Raw genomic sequence first — 17231 nt, forward strand, 5'->3', positions numbered from 1 at the left:
CGCCCAACTTTTCGACTCGGGGGAGAGGGCGGGAACGACGAAGGCCGGGCGCCCCTCCGTGGAGGGACGCCCGGCCTGCGTACGAGCCTCAGGCGCCGATGGCGTGCAGACCACCGTCGACGTGCACGATCTCGCCGGTCGTCTTCGGGAACCAGTCGGACAGCAGCGCGACGATGGCGCGGCCCGCCGGGTCCGGGTCGGCCAGGTCCCACTGCAGCGGGGAACGGTTGTCCCACACGGAGGCCAGCTCCGAGAAGCCCGGGATGGACTTGGCGGCCATCGAACCGAGCGGGCCGGCCGAGACCAGGTTGCAGCGGATGTTCTGCTTGCCCAGGTCGCGGGCCATGTAGCGGCTCGTGGCCTCCAGGGCGGCCTTGGTCGGGCCCATCCAGTCGTACTGCGGCCAGGCGAACTGCGCGTCGAAGGTGAGACCGACGACCGAGCCGCCCTCGCTCATCAGCGGCAGCAGCGCCATCGTCAGGGACTTCAGGGAGAAGGCCGAGACGTGCATGGCGGTGGCCACGGACTCGAACGGCGTGTTCAGGAAGTTGCCGCCGAGCGCGTCCTGCGGCGCGAAGCCGATGGAGTGCACGACGCCGTCCAGGCGGTCGCCGAGGTGCTCGCGGACCTGGTCCTCCAGGCGGGCGAGGTGCTCGTCGTTGGAGACGTCGAGCTCCAGCACCTTCACCTTGTCGGGCTGGGGCAGCTTCTTGGCGATGCGCTCGGTCAGCGTCGGCCGGGGCCAGGCGGTGAGAATGATCTCCGCGCCCTGCTCCTGGGCCAGCTTGGCGGCGTGGAAGGCGATGGAGGACTCCATCAGCACACCGGTGATCAGGATGCGCTTGCCCTCGAGAATTCCGCTCATGTGATCAGTGACCCATGCCCAATCCGCCGTCAACCGGGATGACGGCTCCAGTGATGTACGAGGCGTCGTCGGAGGCGAGGAACTTCACCGCCGCGGCGATCTCCTCCGGCTGCGCGTAGCGGCCCAGCGGCACCTGGGACACGATGCCGGCGCGCTGCTCGTCGGTGAGGACGGCGGTCATGTCGGTGTCGACGAAACCGGGCGCGACGACGTTGAAGGTGATGTTGCGCGAGCCGAGCTCCCGGGCGAGGGACCGCGCGAAACCGACCAGGCCGGCCTTCGAGGCGGCGTAGTTCGCCTGACCCGCCGAGCCGAGGAGACCCACGACCGAGGAGATCAGCACGACGCGGCCCTTCTTGGCGCGCAGCATGCCGCGGTTGGCGCGCTTCACGACCCGGAAGGTGCCGGTGAGGTTGGTGTCGAGGACGGACGTGAAGTCCTCCTCGGACATGCGCATGAGCAGCTGGTCCTTGGTGACGCCGGCGTTGGCCACCAGCACCTCCACGGGACCGTGCTTCTCCTCGATCTCCTTGTACGCCTGCTCCACCTGCTCGGCGTCGGTGATGTCGCACTTGACGGCGAGGAAGCCGGCCGGCGGCTCTCCGGAGCGGTATGTGATCGCGACCTTGTCGCCGGCTTCGGCGAACGCGCGGGCGATGGCGAGGCCGATGCCCCGGTTGCCTCCGGTGACGAGAACCGAGCGGCTCAACGGATCACCCTTTCGATAGCGGTCTGGTTACCGAAAACCTATCGGTCCCGTCCCTTCCGCGAGGAATCGACCCCTGACAGTGGCGTACGGATGTCACTGTCGGGTCCCTACAGAAAGCTCTGGGCGTGGCGGCCGAAAGCGCGACATGATCGGGGTCGACCGGTCTCACACGACAGGAGACAGCTGTGCCATCTGGCATCCATTCCCTCGACGCGGCCTTCACGGCACTGCCGCTGCGGGCGCTCGCCGACGCGGCGCTCGCACGCGCGCGTGCCCTCGGCTCCGACCATGCCGACTTCCGTCTGGAGCGGGTGCGCAGCGCCTCGTGGCGGCTGCGCGACGCCAAACCCTCGGGTTCCTCGGACACCACGGACCTCGGGTACGCGGTGCGGGTGGTGCACGGCGGGGCCTGGGGGTTCGCCTCCGGGGTCGATCTGACCATGGACGGGGCGGCGCGGGTCGCCTCGCAGGCCGTCGCCATGGCCAAGCTGTCCGCCAAGGTGATCGCCGCGGCGGGCTCCGAGGAGCGTGTGGAGCTGGCCGAGGAGCCGGTGCACGCGGAGAGGACCTGGATCTCCTCGTACGAGATCAACCCGTTCGACATCCCCGGCGCCGAGAAGAGCGCGCTGCTCGCCGACTGGAGCGAGCGGCTGCTGCGGGCGGACGGCGTCGCGCATGTCGACGCCTCGCTGATGACCGTCCAGGAGAACAAGTTCTACGCGGACACGGCGGGCACCGTCACCACCCAGCAGCGGGTCCGGCTGCACCCGCAGCTCACCGCGGTCGCCGTGGACGAGACGACCGGCGAGTTCGACTCGATGCGGACGATCGCGCCGCCGGTCGGGCGCGGCTGGGAGTATCTGACCGGCACCGGCTGGGACTGGGACGCGGAGCTGGAGCAGATCCCCGGGCTGCTCGCCGAGAAGATGCGGGCGCCGAGCGTGGAGGCGGGGGCCTACGACCTGGTCGTCGACCCGTCGAACCTCTGGCTGACGATCCACGAGTCGATCGGCCACGCCACCGAGCTGGACCGGGCACTGGGCTACGAGGCGGCGTACGCCGGGACCTCCTTCGCCACCTTCGACCAGCTGGGCAAGCTGGCGTACGGCTCGTCGATCATGAACGTGACGGGTGACCGGACCGCCGAGCACGGGCTCGCGACCGTCGGGTACGACGACGAGGGCGTCGAGGCGCAGTCGTGGGACCTGGTGAAGGACGGCACGCTCGTCGGCTACCAGCTGGACCGGCGCATCGCGAAGCTCACGGGCCTCGGCCGGTCGAACGGCTGTGCCTTCGCCGACTCGCCGGGCCATGTACCGGTGCAGCGGATGGCGAACGTCTCCCTGCAGCCGGACCCGGGCGGGCTCTCCACGGAGGATCTGATCGGGGGCGTCGAGCGCGGCATCTACGTGGTCGGGGACCGGTCCTGGTCTATCGACATGCAGCGCTACAACTTCCAGTTCACCGGGCAGCGCTTCTTCCGCATCGAGAACGGCAGGCTGGCCGGCCAGCTCCGGGACGTCGCGTACCAGGCGACGACGACGGACTTCTGGGGCTCGATGGAGAAGGTCGGCGGCCCGCAGACGTATGTCCTCGGCGGCGCGTTCAACTGCGGCAAGGCCCAGCCCGGCCAGGTCGCGGCGGTCTCCCACGGCTGCCCCTCCGCCCTCTTCAGGGGCGTCAACATTCTGAACACCACGCAGGAGGCCGGTCGATGAGCCGCGTGAGCAAGCCGTACGAGATCGTCGAGCGGGCCCTGGAGCTGTCCCGCGCGGACGGGTGTGTCGTCATCGCCGACGAGGAGTCCTCCGCCAATCTGCGCTGGGCGGGCAACGCGCTGACCACCAACGGCGTCACCCGCGGCCGTACGCTCACGGTCGTCGCCACCGTGGACGGCGCGCAGGGCACCGCGTCCGGTGTCGTCTCGCGCTCCGCCGTGACCGTGGACGACCTGGAGCCGCTGGTGCGGGCCGCGGAGGAGGCCGCCCGCGCCGCGGGGCCCGCCGAGGACGCGCAGCCCCTGGTCGAGGGCATCGACGCCTCCCCCGACTTCACGGACGCGCCGGCCGAGACCAGCTCCGCCGTCTTCGCGGACTTCGCGCCCGCGCTCGGCGAGGCCTTCGCCCGGGCCCGGGCCGGTGGGCGCGAGTTGTACGGCTTCGCCAACCACGAGCTCACCTCGACCTACCTCGGTACGTCGACGGGGCTGCGGCTGCGGCACGACCAGCCCAACGGCACCCTGGAGCTCAACGCCAAGTCCCCCGACCGCTCCCGCTCCGCGTGGGCCGGGCGCTCCACCCGGGACTTCAAGGACGTCGATCCGGCCGCCCTCGACGCCGATCTGGCACAGCGGCTCGGTTGGGCGGAGCGCCGGATCGAGCTGCCGGCCGGGCGGTACGAGACGCTGCTGCCGCCGACCGCCGTGGCCGACCTGCTGATCTACCAGCTCTGGTCCTCGACGGCCCGGGACGCGGTGGAGGGCCGCACGGTCTTCTCGAAGCCGGGCGGTGGGACCCGGCTCGGCGAGACCCTCTCGCCGCTGCCGCTGACCCTGCGCAGCGACCCGAACGAGCCGGGTCTGGAGTCCGCGCCGTTCGTGATCGCGCACTCCTCGGGCGACGACTCCTCCGTCTTCGACAACGGTCTGCCGCTGGCGCCGATCGACTGGGTGCGGGAGGGGAAGCTGGAGCATCTGATCACCACCCGGCACACCGCCGCGCTCACCCGCCTGCCCGTGGCGCCCGGCGCCGGGAACCTGATCCTGGACGGCGGCGGCGAGCGCTCGCTGGAGGAGATGGTCGCCTCGACCGAGCGCGGTCTGCTGCTGACCTGCCTCTGGTACATCCGCGAGGTCGACCCCGCGACGCTGCTGCTGACCGGGCTGACCCGCGACGGCGTCTACCTCGTCGAGAACGGCGAGGTGGTCGGCGAGGTGAACAACTTCCGGTTCAACGAGTCGCCGGTGGACCTGCTGTCGCGGGCTTCGGAGGCGGGGCGCACGGAGAAGACGCTGCCGCGCGAATGGAGCGACTGGTTCACCAGGGCCGCGATGCCGGCGCTGCGGGTGCCGGACTTCAACATGAGCTCGGTCAGCAAGGGCGTATGACCCGCCTAGACTGAGGGCGGCGTGACGACCATCGATCAAGGAGACCGGACACCGTGACGGACATCGTCGACGAGCTGAAGTGGCGTGGGCTGTTCGCCCAGTCCACTGACGAGGACGCCCTGCGCAAGGCCCTCGCGGACGGCCCCGTCACGTTCTATTGCGGCTTCGACCCGACCGCGGCCAGTCTTCACGTCGGCCACCTGGTCCAGGTGCTCACCGTCCGCCGGCTCCAGCAGGCCGGTCACCGGCCGCTGGCGCTGGTCGGCGGGGCCACCGGCCAGATCGGCGACCCGCGGCCGACCGCCGAGCGCACCCTGAACGACCCGGAGACGGTCGCGAACTGGGTGAACCGGCTGCGGAGCCAGATCGAGCCGTTCCTCTCCTTCGAGGGAGAGAACGCGGCGGTCATGGTGAACAACCTGGACTGGACCGCCGGCCTGTCCGCGATCGAGTTCCTGCGCGACATCGGCAAGCACTTCCGGGTCAACAAGATGCTGACCAAGGACTCCGTCGCCCGACGCCTGGAGTCCGAGCAGGGAATCAGCTACACCGAGTTCAGCTACCAGCTGCTCCAGGGCATGGACTTCCTGGAGCTGTACCGGCGCTACGGCTGCACGCTGCAGCAGGGCGGGTCCGACCAGTGGGGCAACCTGGTGGCGGGCCTCGACCTGATCCACCGCCTGGAGCCGGGCGCCGAGGCGCACGCGCTGGCGACCCCGCTGATGGTCAAGGCGGACGGCACCAAGTTCGGCAAGACCGAGGGCGGGGCCGTGTGGCTCGACCCGGAGATGACCACGCCGTACGCGTTCTACCAGTTCTGGCTGAACGTGGACGACCGGGACATCTCGACGTACATGCGGATCCTGTCCTTCAAGTCCCGCGAGGAGCTCGAGGAGCTGGAGCAGCAGACCGCCGAGCGGCCGCAGGCCCGGGCCGCCCAGCGGGCGCTCGCCGAGGAGCTGACGACGCTGGTGCACGGCGCCGACCAGTGCGCGGCCGTCATCAACGCCTCGAAGGCGCTGTTCGGGCAGGGCGACCTGACCGAGCTGGACGAGGCGACGCTGGCCGCCGCGCTCTCCGAGCTGCCGCACGCGCGCGTGGCGGAGCTCGGGCAGGTCGTGGACCTGTTCGTCGAGGTCGGTCTTGCGCCCAGCAAGTCGGGAGCACGCCGGACGGTGAAGGAGGGCGGGGCGTACGTGAACAACGTGAAGGTCACCGCCGAGGACGCCGAGGTGTCGGCGGACGAGCTGCTGCACGGCCGGTGGCTGGTGCTGCGCCGGGGCAAGAAGAACCTGGCGGCGATCGAGGTCGGCGCCGCGGGCTGACGCCCCCCGGAGCATGACGTGACGGAGGCCGGTACGCGCGTGACGCGCGTACCGGCCTCCGTCGTGTCCGGGGCGACGTGTGGTTCCGCGCCGGAAACGGGTCGGCGCGAGGTCGTCGGAGGTCACGCCGACCCCGCGCTCCTCCGCGTCAGGGCGCGCCGCGGGCCGTCACGTTCGTTGCTTGCCGCCCCGGACCGTGGCCCACAGCATGTCGCCCACGGCGACCACCGCGATCGCGAAGACGAGTTGGAGCAGGTGGCGCGTCCAGTCGATGCCCCGGGTGTCCTCGACCCCGATCCAGCCCGCGACGGCGTTGCCGAGGAGGCCGCCGATGATGCCGAACACGGTCGTCAGCCACAGTGGGATCTGCTGCTTGCCCGGCAGGATCGCCTTGGCGATCAGACCGAGCACGAAGCCCACGATGATTGCCCACAGCCAACTCATGGTCGCCTCCTCATGCGGCGCGATCTGCGCATGTGGGCCCAGTCTCGGCCCATCAGCCATACGACGCATGTCGGACGACGCCATACGTGACCCGGCCTCCTCACCCTCGGCCGTCGGGCGTACCGTGGAGACAGGTCCGGACCGGGGAGAGTTCGGCGTGGACGCTGGCGGTGGAATGCGATGCGGAAGCACGGCGGTACAGAGGTTTTCCGGATCACCGGTGCGCGTCAGGGCCTGGCCGCCGATGTACGCGGCCGGGAGCGCCGGTATGTGATCTCGATGGCGGTACGGACCTTGTCCGTGATCGCCGCGGTCCTGCTGTGGAACGTCGAGCGCCATGTGGCCGTCGTGGCTCTCGTGCTCGGCGCGCTGCTCCCCTATGTCGCCGTGGTCATCGCGAACGCGGGACGGGAGAAGCCGCCGACTCTTCCGTCGACGTTCGTGCCGGCGCCGACCCGCCCGGAACTGTCTGCGGGCGAGCCTCCCGCGGAAGCGCGTACGGAACGTTCGTACGGTCAGAGTTGATCATCGCTGCGACCGAAAAGCTCAAGAAAAGCTCAGATCAATCATGAAGTTCCGGTGCACCGTAGCCCATTCCCCGTGACATACTTCCTACGCGCTCCGCATCCCCCGTCGGAGCGACGGACCGATGCCGGGCAGCTCCCCCCGTGGCTGCTCGGCATCGCCATTGCTGGACAATGATCAGGTGAGTGACGAAACCCCGATCTGTTCCGCCAAGGGCTGCCGCGCCGACGCCGTATGGGTACTGGCCTGGAACAACCCCAAGCTGCATACACCCGAGCGCCGCAAGACCTGGCTCGCCTGCGAGGAGCACCGCGAACATCTCTCCCAGTTCCTGGGGGTACGGGGCTTCCTGAAGGATGTCGTGCCGCTCGCCGAGTGGGAGTCGGCCGGAGGCTCAGCCGCCGATCGCTGACATCGGGCGCTCCGGCTGGAGGAAGCTCGGGTCGTCCAGACCCGAACCGGCCTTCTTGCCCCACATCGCCAGCTTCCAGATCTTGGCGATCTCGGCGTCCGGGGCGTCGGAGCGCAGCGCCGCCCGCAGGTCGGTCTCCTCGGTGGCGAAGAGACAGGTGCGCACCTGACCGTCGGCGGTGAGCCGGGTCCGGTCGCAGGCCCGGCAGAACGGGCGGGTGACGGAGGCGATGACGCCGACCGTGTGCGGTCCGCCGTCCACGACCCAGCGCTCGGCGGGGGCCGAGCCGCGCTCGTCCGCGCCCTCGGGGGTCAGGGTGAAGCGGGTGCGCAGCGACTCCAGGATGTCCCCGGCCGTGATCATGCCGTCGCGCTTCCAGCCGTGCTGGGCGTCGAGCGGCATCTGCTCGATGAAACGCAGCTCGTACGCGTTCTCCACCGCCCAGGCCAGCAGGTCGGGGGCCTCGTCGTCGTTGAGTCCGGGCATCAGGACCGCGTTGACCTTGACCGGGGTGAGTCCGGCGTCGCGAGCGGCGGCCATGCCGTCGAGCACGTCGTGGTGGCGGTCGCGACGGGTCAGGGTCTTGAAGACCTCGGGCCGCAGCGTGTCGAGGGAGACGTTGACCCGGTCCAGGCCCGCGGCCTTCAGGGCGGCGGCGGTGCGCTTGAGCCCGATGCCGTTCGTGGTCAGGGACATCTTGGGGCGGGGCTCCAGGGCCGCGCACCGCTCCACGATGCCGACGAGGCCGGGGCGGAGCAGGGGCTCGCCGCCGGTGAAGCGGACCTCGGTGACGCCGAGGTCGGTGACGGCGATCCGTACCAGCCGGACGATCTCGTCGTCGGTCAGCAGGTCGGGCTTGGCCAGCCACTGCAGACCCTCTTCCGGCATACAGTACGTACACCGCAGATTGCACCGGTCGGTGAGCGAAACACGCAGGTCGGTGGCTACACGGCCGTAGGTGTCGATGAGCACTGTGGGCCCCCTCCCTGTCGTTCGGTGATTTATACAGCGAGCCTACGCGAGAGCACGGACAACCAGCAGGGGCCGATTGGAACGAGGACCGGAGCGGTCTCGTCGTAGGACCCTACGACGAGACCGCTCCGTGGTCGCTCACCGTGCGCGGTTCAGTGCGCTCCGACACCGGTGAGGGACTTGACCTCCAGCTCCGCGTACTTGCCCTTGTCCGGCTCCTCCTTGGAGAGGAGGGAGCCGAGCCAGCCGAGCAGGAAGCCCAGCGGGATGGAGACGAGGCCCGGGTTCTCCAGCGGGAACCAGTAGAAGTCCACGCTCTTGAACATCGAGGTCGGCTTTCCGGAGACGACCGGCGAGAACAGCACCAGCACGACCGAGGAGATCAGGCCGCCGTAGATCGACCAGAGCGCGCCCTGGGTGGTGAACCGCTTCCAGAAGAGGCTGTAGAGGATCGTCGGCAGGTTGGCGGAGGCGGCGACCGCGAAGGCGAGGGCGACCAGACCGGCGACGTTCAGATCGCGGGCGAGCGCGCCGAGCGCGATCGAGACGATGCCGATGAGGACGGTCGCCCAGCGGGCCGCGCGGACCTCCTCCTTCTCGGTGGCCTTTCCGCGCCGGATGACGTTGGCGTAGATGTCGTGCGCGAAGGAGGACGACGAGGCCAGGGTCAGTCCGGCGACGACCGCGAGGATGGTGGCGAAGGCGACGGCGGAGATGACCGCGAGCAGGATCGCTCCACCGGTGGAGCCGGCGCCGCCGCCGATCTCCAGGGCCGCCAGCGGCGCGGCCGTGTTGCCCGCCTTGTTGGAGGCGATGATGTCGCTGTTCTTCAGCAGGGCCGCGGCACCGAAGCCGAGGACGATCGTCATCAGGTAGAAGGCACCGATGATGCCGATGGCCCAGTTGACGGACTTACGGGCGGCCTTGGCGGTCGGCACCGTGTAGAAGCGGATCAGGATGTGCGGCAGGCCGGCGGTGCCGAGGACGAGAGCGATGCCGAGCGAGATGAAGTCCAGCTTCGAGATGCCGGAGACCCCGTACTTGAGGCCGGGCTCCAGGAAGGCCGAGCCCTTGCCGCTGTTGGTGGCGGCCGCGCCGAGCAGGTCCGAGAGGTTGAAGTTGAACTTCCACAGGATGAGGAAGGTGATCAGGAGCGTGCCCGCGATGAGCAGGACGGCCTTGACCATCTGCACCCAGGTGGTGCCCTTCATGCCGCCGATGGTCACGTACACGATCATCAGCACGCCGACCAGGGCGACGATGGCGACCTTGCCGCCGTCGCTGGTGATGCCGAGGAGCAGCGAGACGAGCACGCCCGCGCCGGCCATCTGGGCGAGCAGATAGAAGATCGAGACGACGATGGTGGAGGTGCCTGCGGCGGTACGGACGGGGCGCTGGCGCATCCGGTAGGCGAGGACGTCGCCCATGGTGAACCGGCCGGAGTTGCGCAGCGGTTCGGCGACCAGGAGCAGGGCGACCAGCCAGGCGACCAGGAAGCCGATCGAGTACAGGAAGCCGTCGTAGCCGAAGAGCGCGATGGCGCCGGCGATGCCGAGGAAGGACGCGGCGGACATGTAGTCGCCGGAGATCGCGAGGCCGTTCTGGAAGCCGGTGAACTGGCGGCCGCCGGCGTAGAAGTCGGCGGCGCTCTTGGTCTGGCGCCCGGCCCAGACGGTGATGAAGAGTGTGGCGACGACGAAGGCACCGAAGAGGGTGATGATCAGCGTCCGGTGCTCGCTGGTGGCGCTGCCCGCCGCGAGGAGAAGTGTGCTGCTCACGCGTCGGCCTCCGACTGCTCCATCTGCTCCATACGGGACTTGATGGCCTCGGCCTTCGGGTCGAGGCGGTTCGCCGCGTGCCGCGAGTACAGCCAGGCGATGAGGAACGTGGTGGCGAACTGGCCGAGGCCGAGGACGAGCGCCACGTTGATGTTGCCGAAGAGCTTGGTCCCCATGAAGCCGCCGGCGTAGTTGGAGAGCAGCACGTACAGCAGGTACCAGGCGATGAAGGCGACCGTCAGGGGGAACGCGAAGGAGCGGTAGGTGCGGCGCAGTTCGCCGAATTCCGCACTCTCCTGCACCTCGACGAAGGCCTCTGTCGTGGGCTGGGCGGGGCCTGTGTGGACGTCGGCGCCGCCTTGGGGCGGCGGCGGCGGTGCTTCGGTAGCCACGGATTCTCCTCGCGACATGGGTGCGGTGGGCATGGACAAAGGGGCCTCACTGGGGGGTGGGGGAACGGCGCTCCCGACGGAGCACCTCCCCTGCACAACGGCACGGAGAGCGGGGCGACGCGGTTCACCGCGAAACTTCTTTCTTCCTGGATCTTCCTCCGGATCTGCATCAAGTCGTCTCAACTCATTGATGGGCCGGGAAGATCAGCGATAACTTCACTCGTCATGCACCTGCCCGTCCGCAATCCGCGCGCGGGCAGTACATACGGATGATGTGGAGAACCCATGGCTCATCTGGGATCGAGACGCGGCCGAGTACTCGCTCTGCCTGCCGGTCTCGCGCTCACGGCCTCGCTCGGCTTCCTTCCGACCGGCGCATCCGCCGCGGTGGTGAGTGACGCCCCCGCGACGACCGCCGTCTCGACGGACGGCCCCAAGCTGTCGTACGTCGTGAACGTCGACGGTGGCCGCGGGACGGCCGCGTCGGTGAAGAAGGCGATAGCCGCGGCCGGTGGCACGGTGGTCATCTCCTATGACCAGATCGGTGTCATCGTCGTCCACTCGCAGAACCCCGAGTTCGCGAAGACGATCCGCAAGGCCCGCGGTGTGGTGTCGGCCGGTTCGACGCGCACCGCCCCGCTCTCCGTCCAGACCGACACCTCCGTCGGCGAGGGCGGCCAGGCGCTCACCGCGTCCGAGGCCACGTCCGCCGCGGCCCGTGCCACGGACGATCAGGACGCGCTCGAGCCGCTGCAGTGGGACCTGCCCGCCATCAAGGCGGACAAGGCCCACCAGAGGACGCTCGGCAGCAGGAATGTGACGGTCGGCGTCATCGACACGGGTGTCGACGACACCCACCCGGACCTGGCGCCGAACTTCGACGCCAAGGCCTCCGCCAACTGCGTGACCGGCAAGCCGGACATCACCCCCGGCTCGTGGCGTCCGAACCCGGGCGAGAGCGACCACGGCACGCACGTCGCCGGCACCATCGCCGCCGCCAAGAACGGCACCGGCATCACCGGTGTCGCGCCGGGCGTGAAGGTCTCGGGCATCAAGGTGTCCACCTCCGAGGGCTTCTTCTACACCGAGGCCGTCGTCTGTGGCTTCGTGTGGGCGGCCGAGCACGGTGTGGACGTCACCAACAACAGCTACTACACCGACCCGTGGCTGTTCGCGTGCAAGAACGACGCCGACCAGAAGGCGCTGATCGAGGCCGTCACGCGCGCCACCCGTTACGCGGAGCGCAAGGGCACGGTCAATGTGGCCGCGGCCGGCAACTCCAAGATGGACCTGGCCTCGGACGAGATCACGGACACCTCCAGCCCCAACGACACCACGCCGGTGACCCGGGTCATCGACCCGCGGGAGTGCCTCGACTACCCGTCGATGCTCCCGGGTGTGGTCACGGTCTCCGCCACCGGTGCCAAGGACCTGAAGGCCTCGTACTCCAACTACGGTCTCGGCATCGTCGACATCGCGGCGCCCGGCGGCGACCGCACCGAGTACCAGACCCCGGACGCCCCGGCGGTCAACGGCCGGATCCTGTCGACCACGGTCAACGGCGGCTTCAACTACAAGGCCGGTACGTCGATGGCCTCGCCGCACGCCGCCGGTGTGCTCGCGCTGCTGAAGTCGACGCACCCGAAGGCGAGCCCGGCCGCGCTGAAGGCCATGCTGTACGCCCAGGCCGACGACCGCGCCTGCACGAACCCGTACGACATCGAGGGTGACGGCGTCGTCGACGCCGTGTGCGAGGGTGGCAAGAACAAGAACGGCTTCTACGGAGCCGGCCTGGTGGACGCGCTCGACGCGGTCCGCCGGTAGGCACATCGCCGGTAGGCATGCGTGACGAGGGGCCCTGGTGTGGTGCGCCACACCGGGGCCCCTTTGCGTGGCACTGAGTGCCATCATGCGTGCATGGACAACACAGTGCGTACGGGTACGGAGTTGTTGTGGTCGGCCCTGGGCGGCGATCCCGCCCTGGTCGACCGGGTGTCGTTCGTCGGCCCGTCAGGAGGGTTGCCGGCGCGGCTGCCGGTGATGGACCTGGCCCGGGCGACGGTCGGAGTCGCGGGTCTGGCCGCGGTGGAACGGTGCGGGGCGCCCGGCGCGGTCCGGGTCGACGACGGGGCCGTCGCCACGGCCTTCGTGAGCGAGCGCCATCTCCGCGTGGACGGACGGGCACCGGTGAACTTCGCGCCGCTGTCCGGTTTCTTCCGTGCCGCCGACGGGTGGGTCCGTACGCACGCCAACTATCCGCACCACCGGGCGGCGCTGGTACGCGCCCTGGAGGTACGTGAGGAGTCGCCGGAGGCCGTCAGGTCGGCGATCGGGCAGCGCGGCGCCGAGGAGGTGGAGGCGGCCGTGTACGCGGCCGGGGGCCTGGCCGTCGCCGTACGCACACCGGCGCGGTGGGCGGAGACCGAGCAGGGCCGGGAGGTCGCGGCGCGACCCCTGTTGACACGGGAGCGGCTGGACGAGGCACCCCCGCGGCGACGTTCGGGTTCCCTCCGGGTGCTCGACCTCACCCGGGTCATCGCGGGACCGGTCGCGACCCGGACGCTCGCACTGCTCGGCGCGGACGTGCTGCGGATCGACCCGCCGCGCAACCCCGAGCTGCCCGACCAGCACGCGGAGACGGACATCGGCAAGCGGACGGCCGCGCTCGACCTGGACCGGCCCGCGGACCGGCGTACCTTCGACGAGCTCCTGGACTCCGCCGACGTCCTGGTCACCGGCTACCGCCCCGGGGCCCTGAACCGCTTCGAGCTCCGCCGGCCCGGCCTGGTGGTCGCGCGGCTCTCCGCGTGGGGCGACTACGGCCCCTGGGGCGAGCGACGTGGCTTCGACAGCCTGGTGCAGGCGGCGACCGGGATCGCGGTGACCGAGGGTTCGGAGGAGGAGCCGGGCGTGCTGCCGGCGCAGGCCCTGGACCATGGCTCCGGGTATCTGCTCGCGGCGGCCGTGCTGCGGTCCCTGACCGAGCAGGACAGGGACGGCGGGACCCGCCTCGTACGCATGGCGCTGGCGCAGACGGGGCACTGGCTGACGCACACCCTCCCGCGGTACGAGCCGGAGCGGTACCTCACGGAGACGGACGGCCCGCTGGGCCGGCTGCGGCACGCGCTGTCGCCCGTCTCGTACGAGGGCGGCCCGGCGGGCTGGTCGCGTCCGCCGGGCCTTCAGGGTGAGGACGATGCCGCGTGGCTCGGCGCCTGAGCACGCCCGGTGACGGCTACGGCTTGACGAGGACCTTCAGCGCGGTGCGCTCGTCCATCGCCTTGTAGCCGCCCGGGACGCCGTCGAGGTCGACCGTCAGGTCGAAGACCGGCGCCGGGTCGATGGTGCCGTCGAGGATGTCCGGGAGCAGCTCGGGGATGTACGCGCGGACCGGCGCCACGCCACCGCGCAGTGCGATGTTCCGGTCGAACATGACGGAGAGGTCGAGCCCCGTGCCGCTGCCGTGCGGGACGCCGACGTAGCCGATGGAGCCGCCGTCGCGGGCGATCGCGACGGCGGTGCGCATCGACTGTTCGGTGCCGACCGCCTCGATGACGGCATGGGCGCCCTGGCCGCCGGTGAGTTCGCGAACGGCGGCCTCGGCGGCCTCGCCGCGCTCGGCGACGACATCGGTGGCGCCGAAGGCCCGGGCGATGTCGGTACGGACGGTGTGGCGGCCGAGGGCGATGATCCGCTCGGCGCCGAGGCGCTTGGCGGCGAGGACTCCGCACAGGCCGACGGCGCCGTCGCCGACGACGGCGACGGTCGATCCCTTGCGGACACCGGCGCCGAGGGCGGCGTGGTGGCCGGTGCCCATGACGTCGGAGAGTGCGAGGAGCGCGGTGAGCAGGTGGTCGTCGGAGGCGGCCTCGGCGGGCAGCTTGACGAGGGTGCCGTCGGCGAAGGGGACGCGGACGGCCTCGCCCTGGCCGCCGTCGGAGCCGACGGAGCCCCAGAAGCCACCGCGCGGGCAGGAGGTCTGCAGGCCCTCGGCGCAGTACTCGCAGGTGCCGTCGGACCAGACGAAGGGGGCGACGACGAGGTCGCCGGCCGAGAAGCCGGAGACGTCCGAGCCCGCCGCCTCGACGATGCCCAGGAACTCGTGGCCGATGCGCTGGCCGGGCTGCCGGGCGGACTCTCCGCGGTAGGCCCAGAGGTCGCTGCCGCAGATGCAGGCGCGCAGGACCCGGACGACGACGTCCGTCGTGTCCTGGATCACCGGGTCGGGCACGTCCTCCACGCGCATCTCGAAGGGGGCATGGATGGTGGTGGCGCGCATGGCGGACGGTCCTTGCTGTCAGTCGGTAGTACGACGTTCACCGTACTCCGCCTTCAGCGCTCCCTCGGTCAGCAGGCACTGGGCGGCGATGTAGGTGGCCATGACCCAGAAGTCGGGGGCGGGCGGCTGGGGCCATGCGGCGACGCCGGTCGCGATGAGCGTGTCGGACAGCAGGAACAGCGCGCCGCCGGCGCCGGCGGTGAGCCCCAGGGCGCTTGACCTGTAGGCCATGGCGGTGAGCAGGAGCGAGTAGCCGGCGACGGGGATCCGCAGCTCGGCGGGGAGGTCGGGCCACAGGAGCACGACGGTACCGACGAGGGCGACGGTGTACGCGATCCCCAGGGGGACGGACGTACGCCGTCGTCCGAAGAGCACGAGATAGCAGACGTGCCCGGCGGCGAAGGAACCCATACCGACGAGGAAGGCCCAGTCGGCGTCGGAGAGGAGGAAGAGGTCTCCGCACCAGCCGAGGAGCAGCGCGGTGAGCAGGAGCTTGGGGGCACCCCTGGTGGCGGCGTACGCGGCGAGCAGCGGCATCAGCAGCGGCTTGGCGATCCGGTGCCCGAGCTCGGCGTCGGCGAGGAGGGAGACCAGGTCGACGGCGACCGCGAGCGCGAGGGCGAGGAGCAGCGCGCTCGCGAGGGTGGGCCGGGGCGGCGCGGCCGTGGCGCCGGCGGTACGGGCGCTCACGCGGCGGGCTCCGGAGCGGCGGGGCCCGCCGGCTTGCCGGCGACGGGTCCGGGTGTGGCGTCCGGCTGCCATCCCGGCCCTCGGAAGACCCGCCCCGCGCGTTCGCGCCAGCTGGTCGCGGCCCGTAGGTCACGGGCGATGGCGGCGTACTCGTGGGTGGCGACGCGCAGCGGGTTGTAGGTCTCGATGTTCTTGGTGAGCCCGAACACGGGCCGCTCGGTCTCGCCGACCCAGGAGCCGAACAGCCGGTCCCAGAGGATGAGGATGCCGCCGAAGTTCCGGTCCAGGTAGCCACCCTGCGAGGCGTGGTGGACGCGGTGGTGCGAGGGGGTGTTGAGGACGTACTCGAAGGGCCTGGGCAGCTTGTCGATGCGCTCGGTGTGGATCCAGAACTGGTAGACGAGGTTGGCCGAGGAGCAGAAGGCGAGGGCGGCCGGGTGGACGCCGAGCGCGATCATCGGCAGGTAGAACGGCCACGAGGTGGCGCCGGTCCAGGGCTGGCGCAGCGCGGTGGAGAGGTTGAACCTGCGGCTGCTGTGGTGCACGACGTGGCAGGCCCACAGGATCCGGATGACGTGGTGGCCGCGGTGCGACCAGTAGTAGAAGAAGTCCTGGGCGAGCAGCATCAGCGGGAACGTCCACCACAGGACGGGGACGCGGAGCGGGGTGAGTTCGTAGAGCGCCGTGTAGATCGCGACGATCGGGATCTTCCACAGGAGGTCGAAGAAGAGGCTCCCGAGCCCCATGCCGATGCTGGTGGCGGCGTCCTTGGTCTCGTACCCGGCGGCGTCCTCGTCGGGATGGAGCCGGTAGCTGACCATCTCCAGGACGGTGAGCAGGACGAACGCCGGTATGGACCAGAGCACGACATCGGGCAGGTTCGGCATGCCGATGACGGTAGAGGCGCGGGTCGGGCGCGGCTAGACGCTGTTACCAACAAGTATGCGAGACGACTTGTCAGCAAGCTTTGGCACCTTCCGACAAGGGCGGTCGGCGACGGCGGTCACCGCGGGCCTCAGACCCCCGCCGCTCCCAGCAGCGACCCCGCCCCGTAGGTCACCGCCATCGCCAGCGCGCCGCCGGCCATGTTGCGCAGGACCGCTCGGGCCGGTGGGGCCGCGCCGAGGCGGGCGCTCCACCAGCCGGTGAGGGCGAGGGCGGCGAGGACGGACAGGACCGTGACCCAGAGGCGGATCGAGGCCGGTGGGAGCACGATCGCGAGAAGGGGGAGCAGGGCGCCGATCGTGAAGGCGAGGAAGCTGGCGGCGGCCGCGTGCCAGGGGTTGGTGAGCCGGTCGGGGTCGATGCCGAGCTCCACGCGCGCGTGGGCGCGCAGCGCGTCGCGTTCGGTGAGCTGTTCCGCGGCCTCGCGGGCGATGTCCGGGGAGAGGCCACGGGCGGACAGGAGGTCCGTCAACTCGGCCAGTTCGGCCTCGGGCTGCTCGCGCAGTTCACGCCGTTCCACGGCGAGGGCCGCCTTCTCCGAGTCGCGCTGGGTGGAGACCGAGACGTACTCCCCCGCCGCCATCGACATCGAACCGGCGAGCAGACCGGCCAGGCCCGCGGTGAGGAGCGCGGCCTGGGACTCCGTCGCACCGGCGACACCCACGACGAGGCCCGCGGTGGAGACGACGCCGTCGTTGGCTCCGAGCACGGCGGCCCGGAGCCAGTTGAGACGGGTGCCGAGACCGCCGCCGTGGGCTTCGTCGTGGGTGGGTGCTTCAGTCACCTCGG

17 protein-coding genes are annotated in these 17231 nt (G+C 70.5%); 7 read left to right on the plus strand and 10 right to left on the minus strand.

Annotation, left to right across the window (positions count from 1 at the left end):
* Positions 1-88: 88 nt before the first annotated feature.
* Complete coding sequence (fabI, locus tag ACZ561_RS27740) at positions 89-865, minus strand: enoyl-ACP reductase FabI (protein ID WP_470999861.1); 777 nt, start codon at positions 863-865, stop codon at positions 89-91.
* Positions 866-869: 4 nt separating this feature from the next.
* The gene (fabG, locus tag ACZ561_RS27745; RefSeq protein WP_376443702.1) at positions 870-1574 is read right to left on the minus strand and encodes a 3-oxoacyl-[acyl-carrier-protein] reductase; all 705 of its coding nucleotides are present in this window, start codon (positions 1572-1574) and stop codon (positions 870-872) included.
* A 197-nt stretch (positions 1575-1771) separates the two neighbouring features.
* On the opposite strand from fabG, the gene ACZ561_RS27750 reads away from it, so the two are divergent.
* Genes ACZ561_RS27750 through tyrS form a run of 3 tightly spaced genes read left to right on the plus strand, consistent with a single transcriptional unit; the run spans position 1772 to position 6005 of the window.
* Positions 1772-3292 (plus strand): TldD/PmbA family protein, encoded by a 1521-nt coding sequence (locus tag ACZ561_RS27750; protein ID WP_471000379.1) that lies wholly within the window; start codon positions 1772-1774, stop codon positions 3290-3292.
* Positions 3289-4680 carry a metallopeptidase TldD-related protein gene (locus ACZ561_RS27755; protein ID WP_470999863.1) on the plus strand — a complete coding sequence of 464 codons (1392 nt, stop codon included), beginning with the start codon at positions 3289-3291 and terminating at the stop codon, positions 4678-4680. Before ACZ561_RS27750 ends, ACZ561_RS27755 begins: the two co-directional genes overlap by 4 nt.
* Before the next feature lie 53 nt (positions 4681-4733).
* Positions 4734-6005, plus strand: coding sequence for a tyrosine--tRNA ligase (gene tyrS, locus ACZ561_RS27760; protein ID WP_470999865.1), 1272 nt, complete (start codon positions 4734-4736; stop codon positions 6003-6005).
* Between the two features lie 168 nt (positions 6006-6173).
* Here the strand turns inward: tyrS and ACZ561_RS27765 are convergent, their stop codons facing one another.
* Positions 6174-6449 (minus strand): GlsB/YeaQ/YmgE family stress response membrane protein, encoded by a 276-nt coding sequence (locus ACZ561_RS27765; protein WP_470999867.1) that lies wholly within the window; start codon positions 6447-6449, stop codon positions 6174-6176.
* A 180-nt stretch (positions 6450-6629) separates the two neighbouring features.
* On the opposite strand from ACZ561_RS27765, the gene ACZ561_RS27770 reads away from it, so the two are divergent.
* Positions 6630-6974, plus strand: coding sequence for a DUF3099 domain-containing protein (locus tag ACZ561_RS27770; RefSeq protein ID WP_470999869.1), 345 nt, complete (start codon positions 6630-6632; stop codon positions 6972-6974).
* Between the two features lie 181 nt (positions 6975-7155).
* Positions 7156-7386, plus strand: coding sequence for a hypothetical protein (locus ACZ561_RS27775; protein ID WP_470999871.1), 231 nt, complete (start codon positions 7156-7158; stop codon positions 7384-7386).
* On the opposite strand, the gene moaA is transcribed toward ACZ561_RS27775, so the two are convergent.
* The 3 genes from moaA to ACZ561_RS27790 form a co-directional block, all read right to left on the minus strand.
* On the minus strand, positions 7369-8358 hold the full coding sequence (gene moaA / locus ACZ561_RS27780) for a GTP 3',8-cyclase MoaA (protein ID WP_376446731.1): 990 nt from the start codon (positions 8356-8358) through the stop codon (positions 7369-7371). The genes ACZ561_RS27775 and moaA overlap by 18 nt on opposite strands.
* Positions 8359-8510: 152 nt before the next feature.
* Complete coding sequence (locus tag ACZ561_RS27785; RefSeq protein ID WP_470999873.1) at positions 8511-10136, minus strand: solute symporter family protein; 1626 nt, start codon at positions 10134-10136, stop codon at positions 8511-8513.
* Positions 10133-10528 (minus strand): DUF485 domain-containing protein, encoded by a 396-nt coding sequence (locus tag ACZ561_RS27790; RefSeq protein ID WP_470999875.1) that lies wholly within the window; start codon positions 10526-10528, stop codon positions 10133-10135. The genes ACZ561_RS27785 and ACZ561_RS27790 overlap by 4 nt, the downstream gene beginning before the upstream one ends.
* A 285-nt stretch (positions 10529-10813) precedes the next feature.
* On the opposite strand from ACZ561_RS27790, the gene ACZ561_RS27795 reads away from it, so the two are divergent.
* Together ACZ561_RS27795 and ACZ561_RS27800 are read left to right on the plus strand one after the other, a co-directional pair.
* Entirely contained in the window at positions 10814-12352 is a 1539-nt protein-coding gene (locus ACZ561_RS27795; RefSeq protein WP_470999877.1) for a S8 family peptidase, read from the plus strand.
* Positions 12353-12445: 93 nt separating this feature from the next.
* Positions 12446-13747 carry a CoA transferase gene (locus ACZ561_RS27800; RefSeq protein WP_470999879.1) on the plus strand — a complete coding sequence of 434 codons (1302 nt, stop codon included), beginning with the start codon at positions 12446-12448 and terminating at the stop codon, positions 13745-13747.
* Positions 13748-13763: 16 nt separating this feature from the next.
* Here the strand turns inward: ACZ561_RS27800 and ACZ561_RS27805 are convergent, their stop codons facing one another.
* From ACZ561_RS27805 to ACZ561_RS27820, 4 genes are all read right to left on the minus strand, one after another.
* Positions 13764-14807 carry a zinc-dependent alcohol dehydrogenase family protein gene (locus ACZ561_RS27805; protein WP_470999881.1) on the minus strand — a complete coding sequence of 348 codons (1044 nt, stop codon included), beginning with the start codon at positions 14805-14807 and terminating at the stop codon, positions 13764-13766.
* Positions 14808-14825: 18 nt separating this feature from the next.
* A complete protein-coding gene (locus tag ACZ561_RS27810; RefSeq protein ID WP_470999883.1) occupies positions 14826-15497 on the minus strand; it encodes a lysoplasmalogenase in 672 nt (223 codons plus the stop codon).
* Complete coding sequence (locus tag ACZ561_RS27815) at positions 15494-16384, minus strand: sterol desaturase family protein (RefSeq protein ID WP_470999885.1); 891 nt, start codon at positions 16382-16384, stop codon at positions 15494-15496. The genes ACZ561_RS27810 and ACZ561_RS27815 overlap by 4 nt, the downstream gene beginning before the upstream one ends.
* A gap of 128 nt (positions 16385-16512) precedes the next feature.
* The gene (locus ACZ561_RS27820; RefSeq protein ID WP_470999887.1) at positions 16513-17226 is read right to left on the minus strand and encodes a VIT1/CCC1 transporter family protein; all 714 of its coding nucleotides are present in this window, start codon (positions 17224-17226) and stop codon (positions 16513-16515) included.
* Positions 17227-17231: the final 5 nt, after the last annotated feature.

The sequence above is a fragment of the Streptomyces sp. NPDC039609 genome (assembly GCF_055596705.1).

Bases quoted from the DNA above. Each gene is read 5' to 3' on its own strand.
- ACZ561_RS27815 (WP_470999885.1), bottom strand. From the start codon at position 16,384: ATGCCGAACCTGCCCGATGTCGTGCTCTGGTCCATACCGGCGTTCGTC.
- ACZ561_RS27755 (WP_470999863.1), top strand. From the start codon at position 3,289: ATGAGCCGCGTGAGCAAGCCGTACGAGATCGTCGAGCGGGCCCTGGAG.
- ACZ561_RS27800 (WP_470999879.1), top strand. From the start codon at position 12,446: ATGGACAACACAGTGCGTACGGGTACGGAGTTGTTGTGGTCGGCCCTG.
- ACZ561_RS27805 (WP_470999881.1), bottom strand. From the start codon at position 14,807: ATGCGCGCCACCACCATCCATGCCCCCTTCGAGATGCGCGTGGAGGAC.
- ACZ561_RS27795 (WP_470999877.1), top strand. From the start codon at position 10,814: ATGGCTCATCTGGGATCGAGACGCGGCCGAGTACTCGCTCTGCCTGCC.
- ACZ561_RS27765 (WP_470999867.1), bottom strand. From the start codon at position 6,449: ATGAGTTGGCTGTGGGCAATCATCGTGGGCTTCGTGCTCGGTCTGATC.
- fabI (WP_470999861.1), bottom strand. From the start codon at position 865: ATGAGCGGAATTCTCGAGGGCAAGCGCATCCTGATCACCGGTGTGCTG.
- ACZ561_RS27770 (WP_470999869.1), top strand. From the start codon at position 6,630: ATGCGGAAGCACGGCGGTACAGAGGTTTTCCGGATCACCGGTGCGCGT.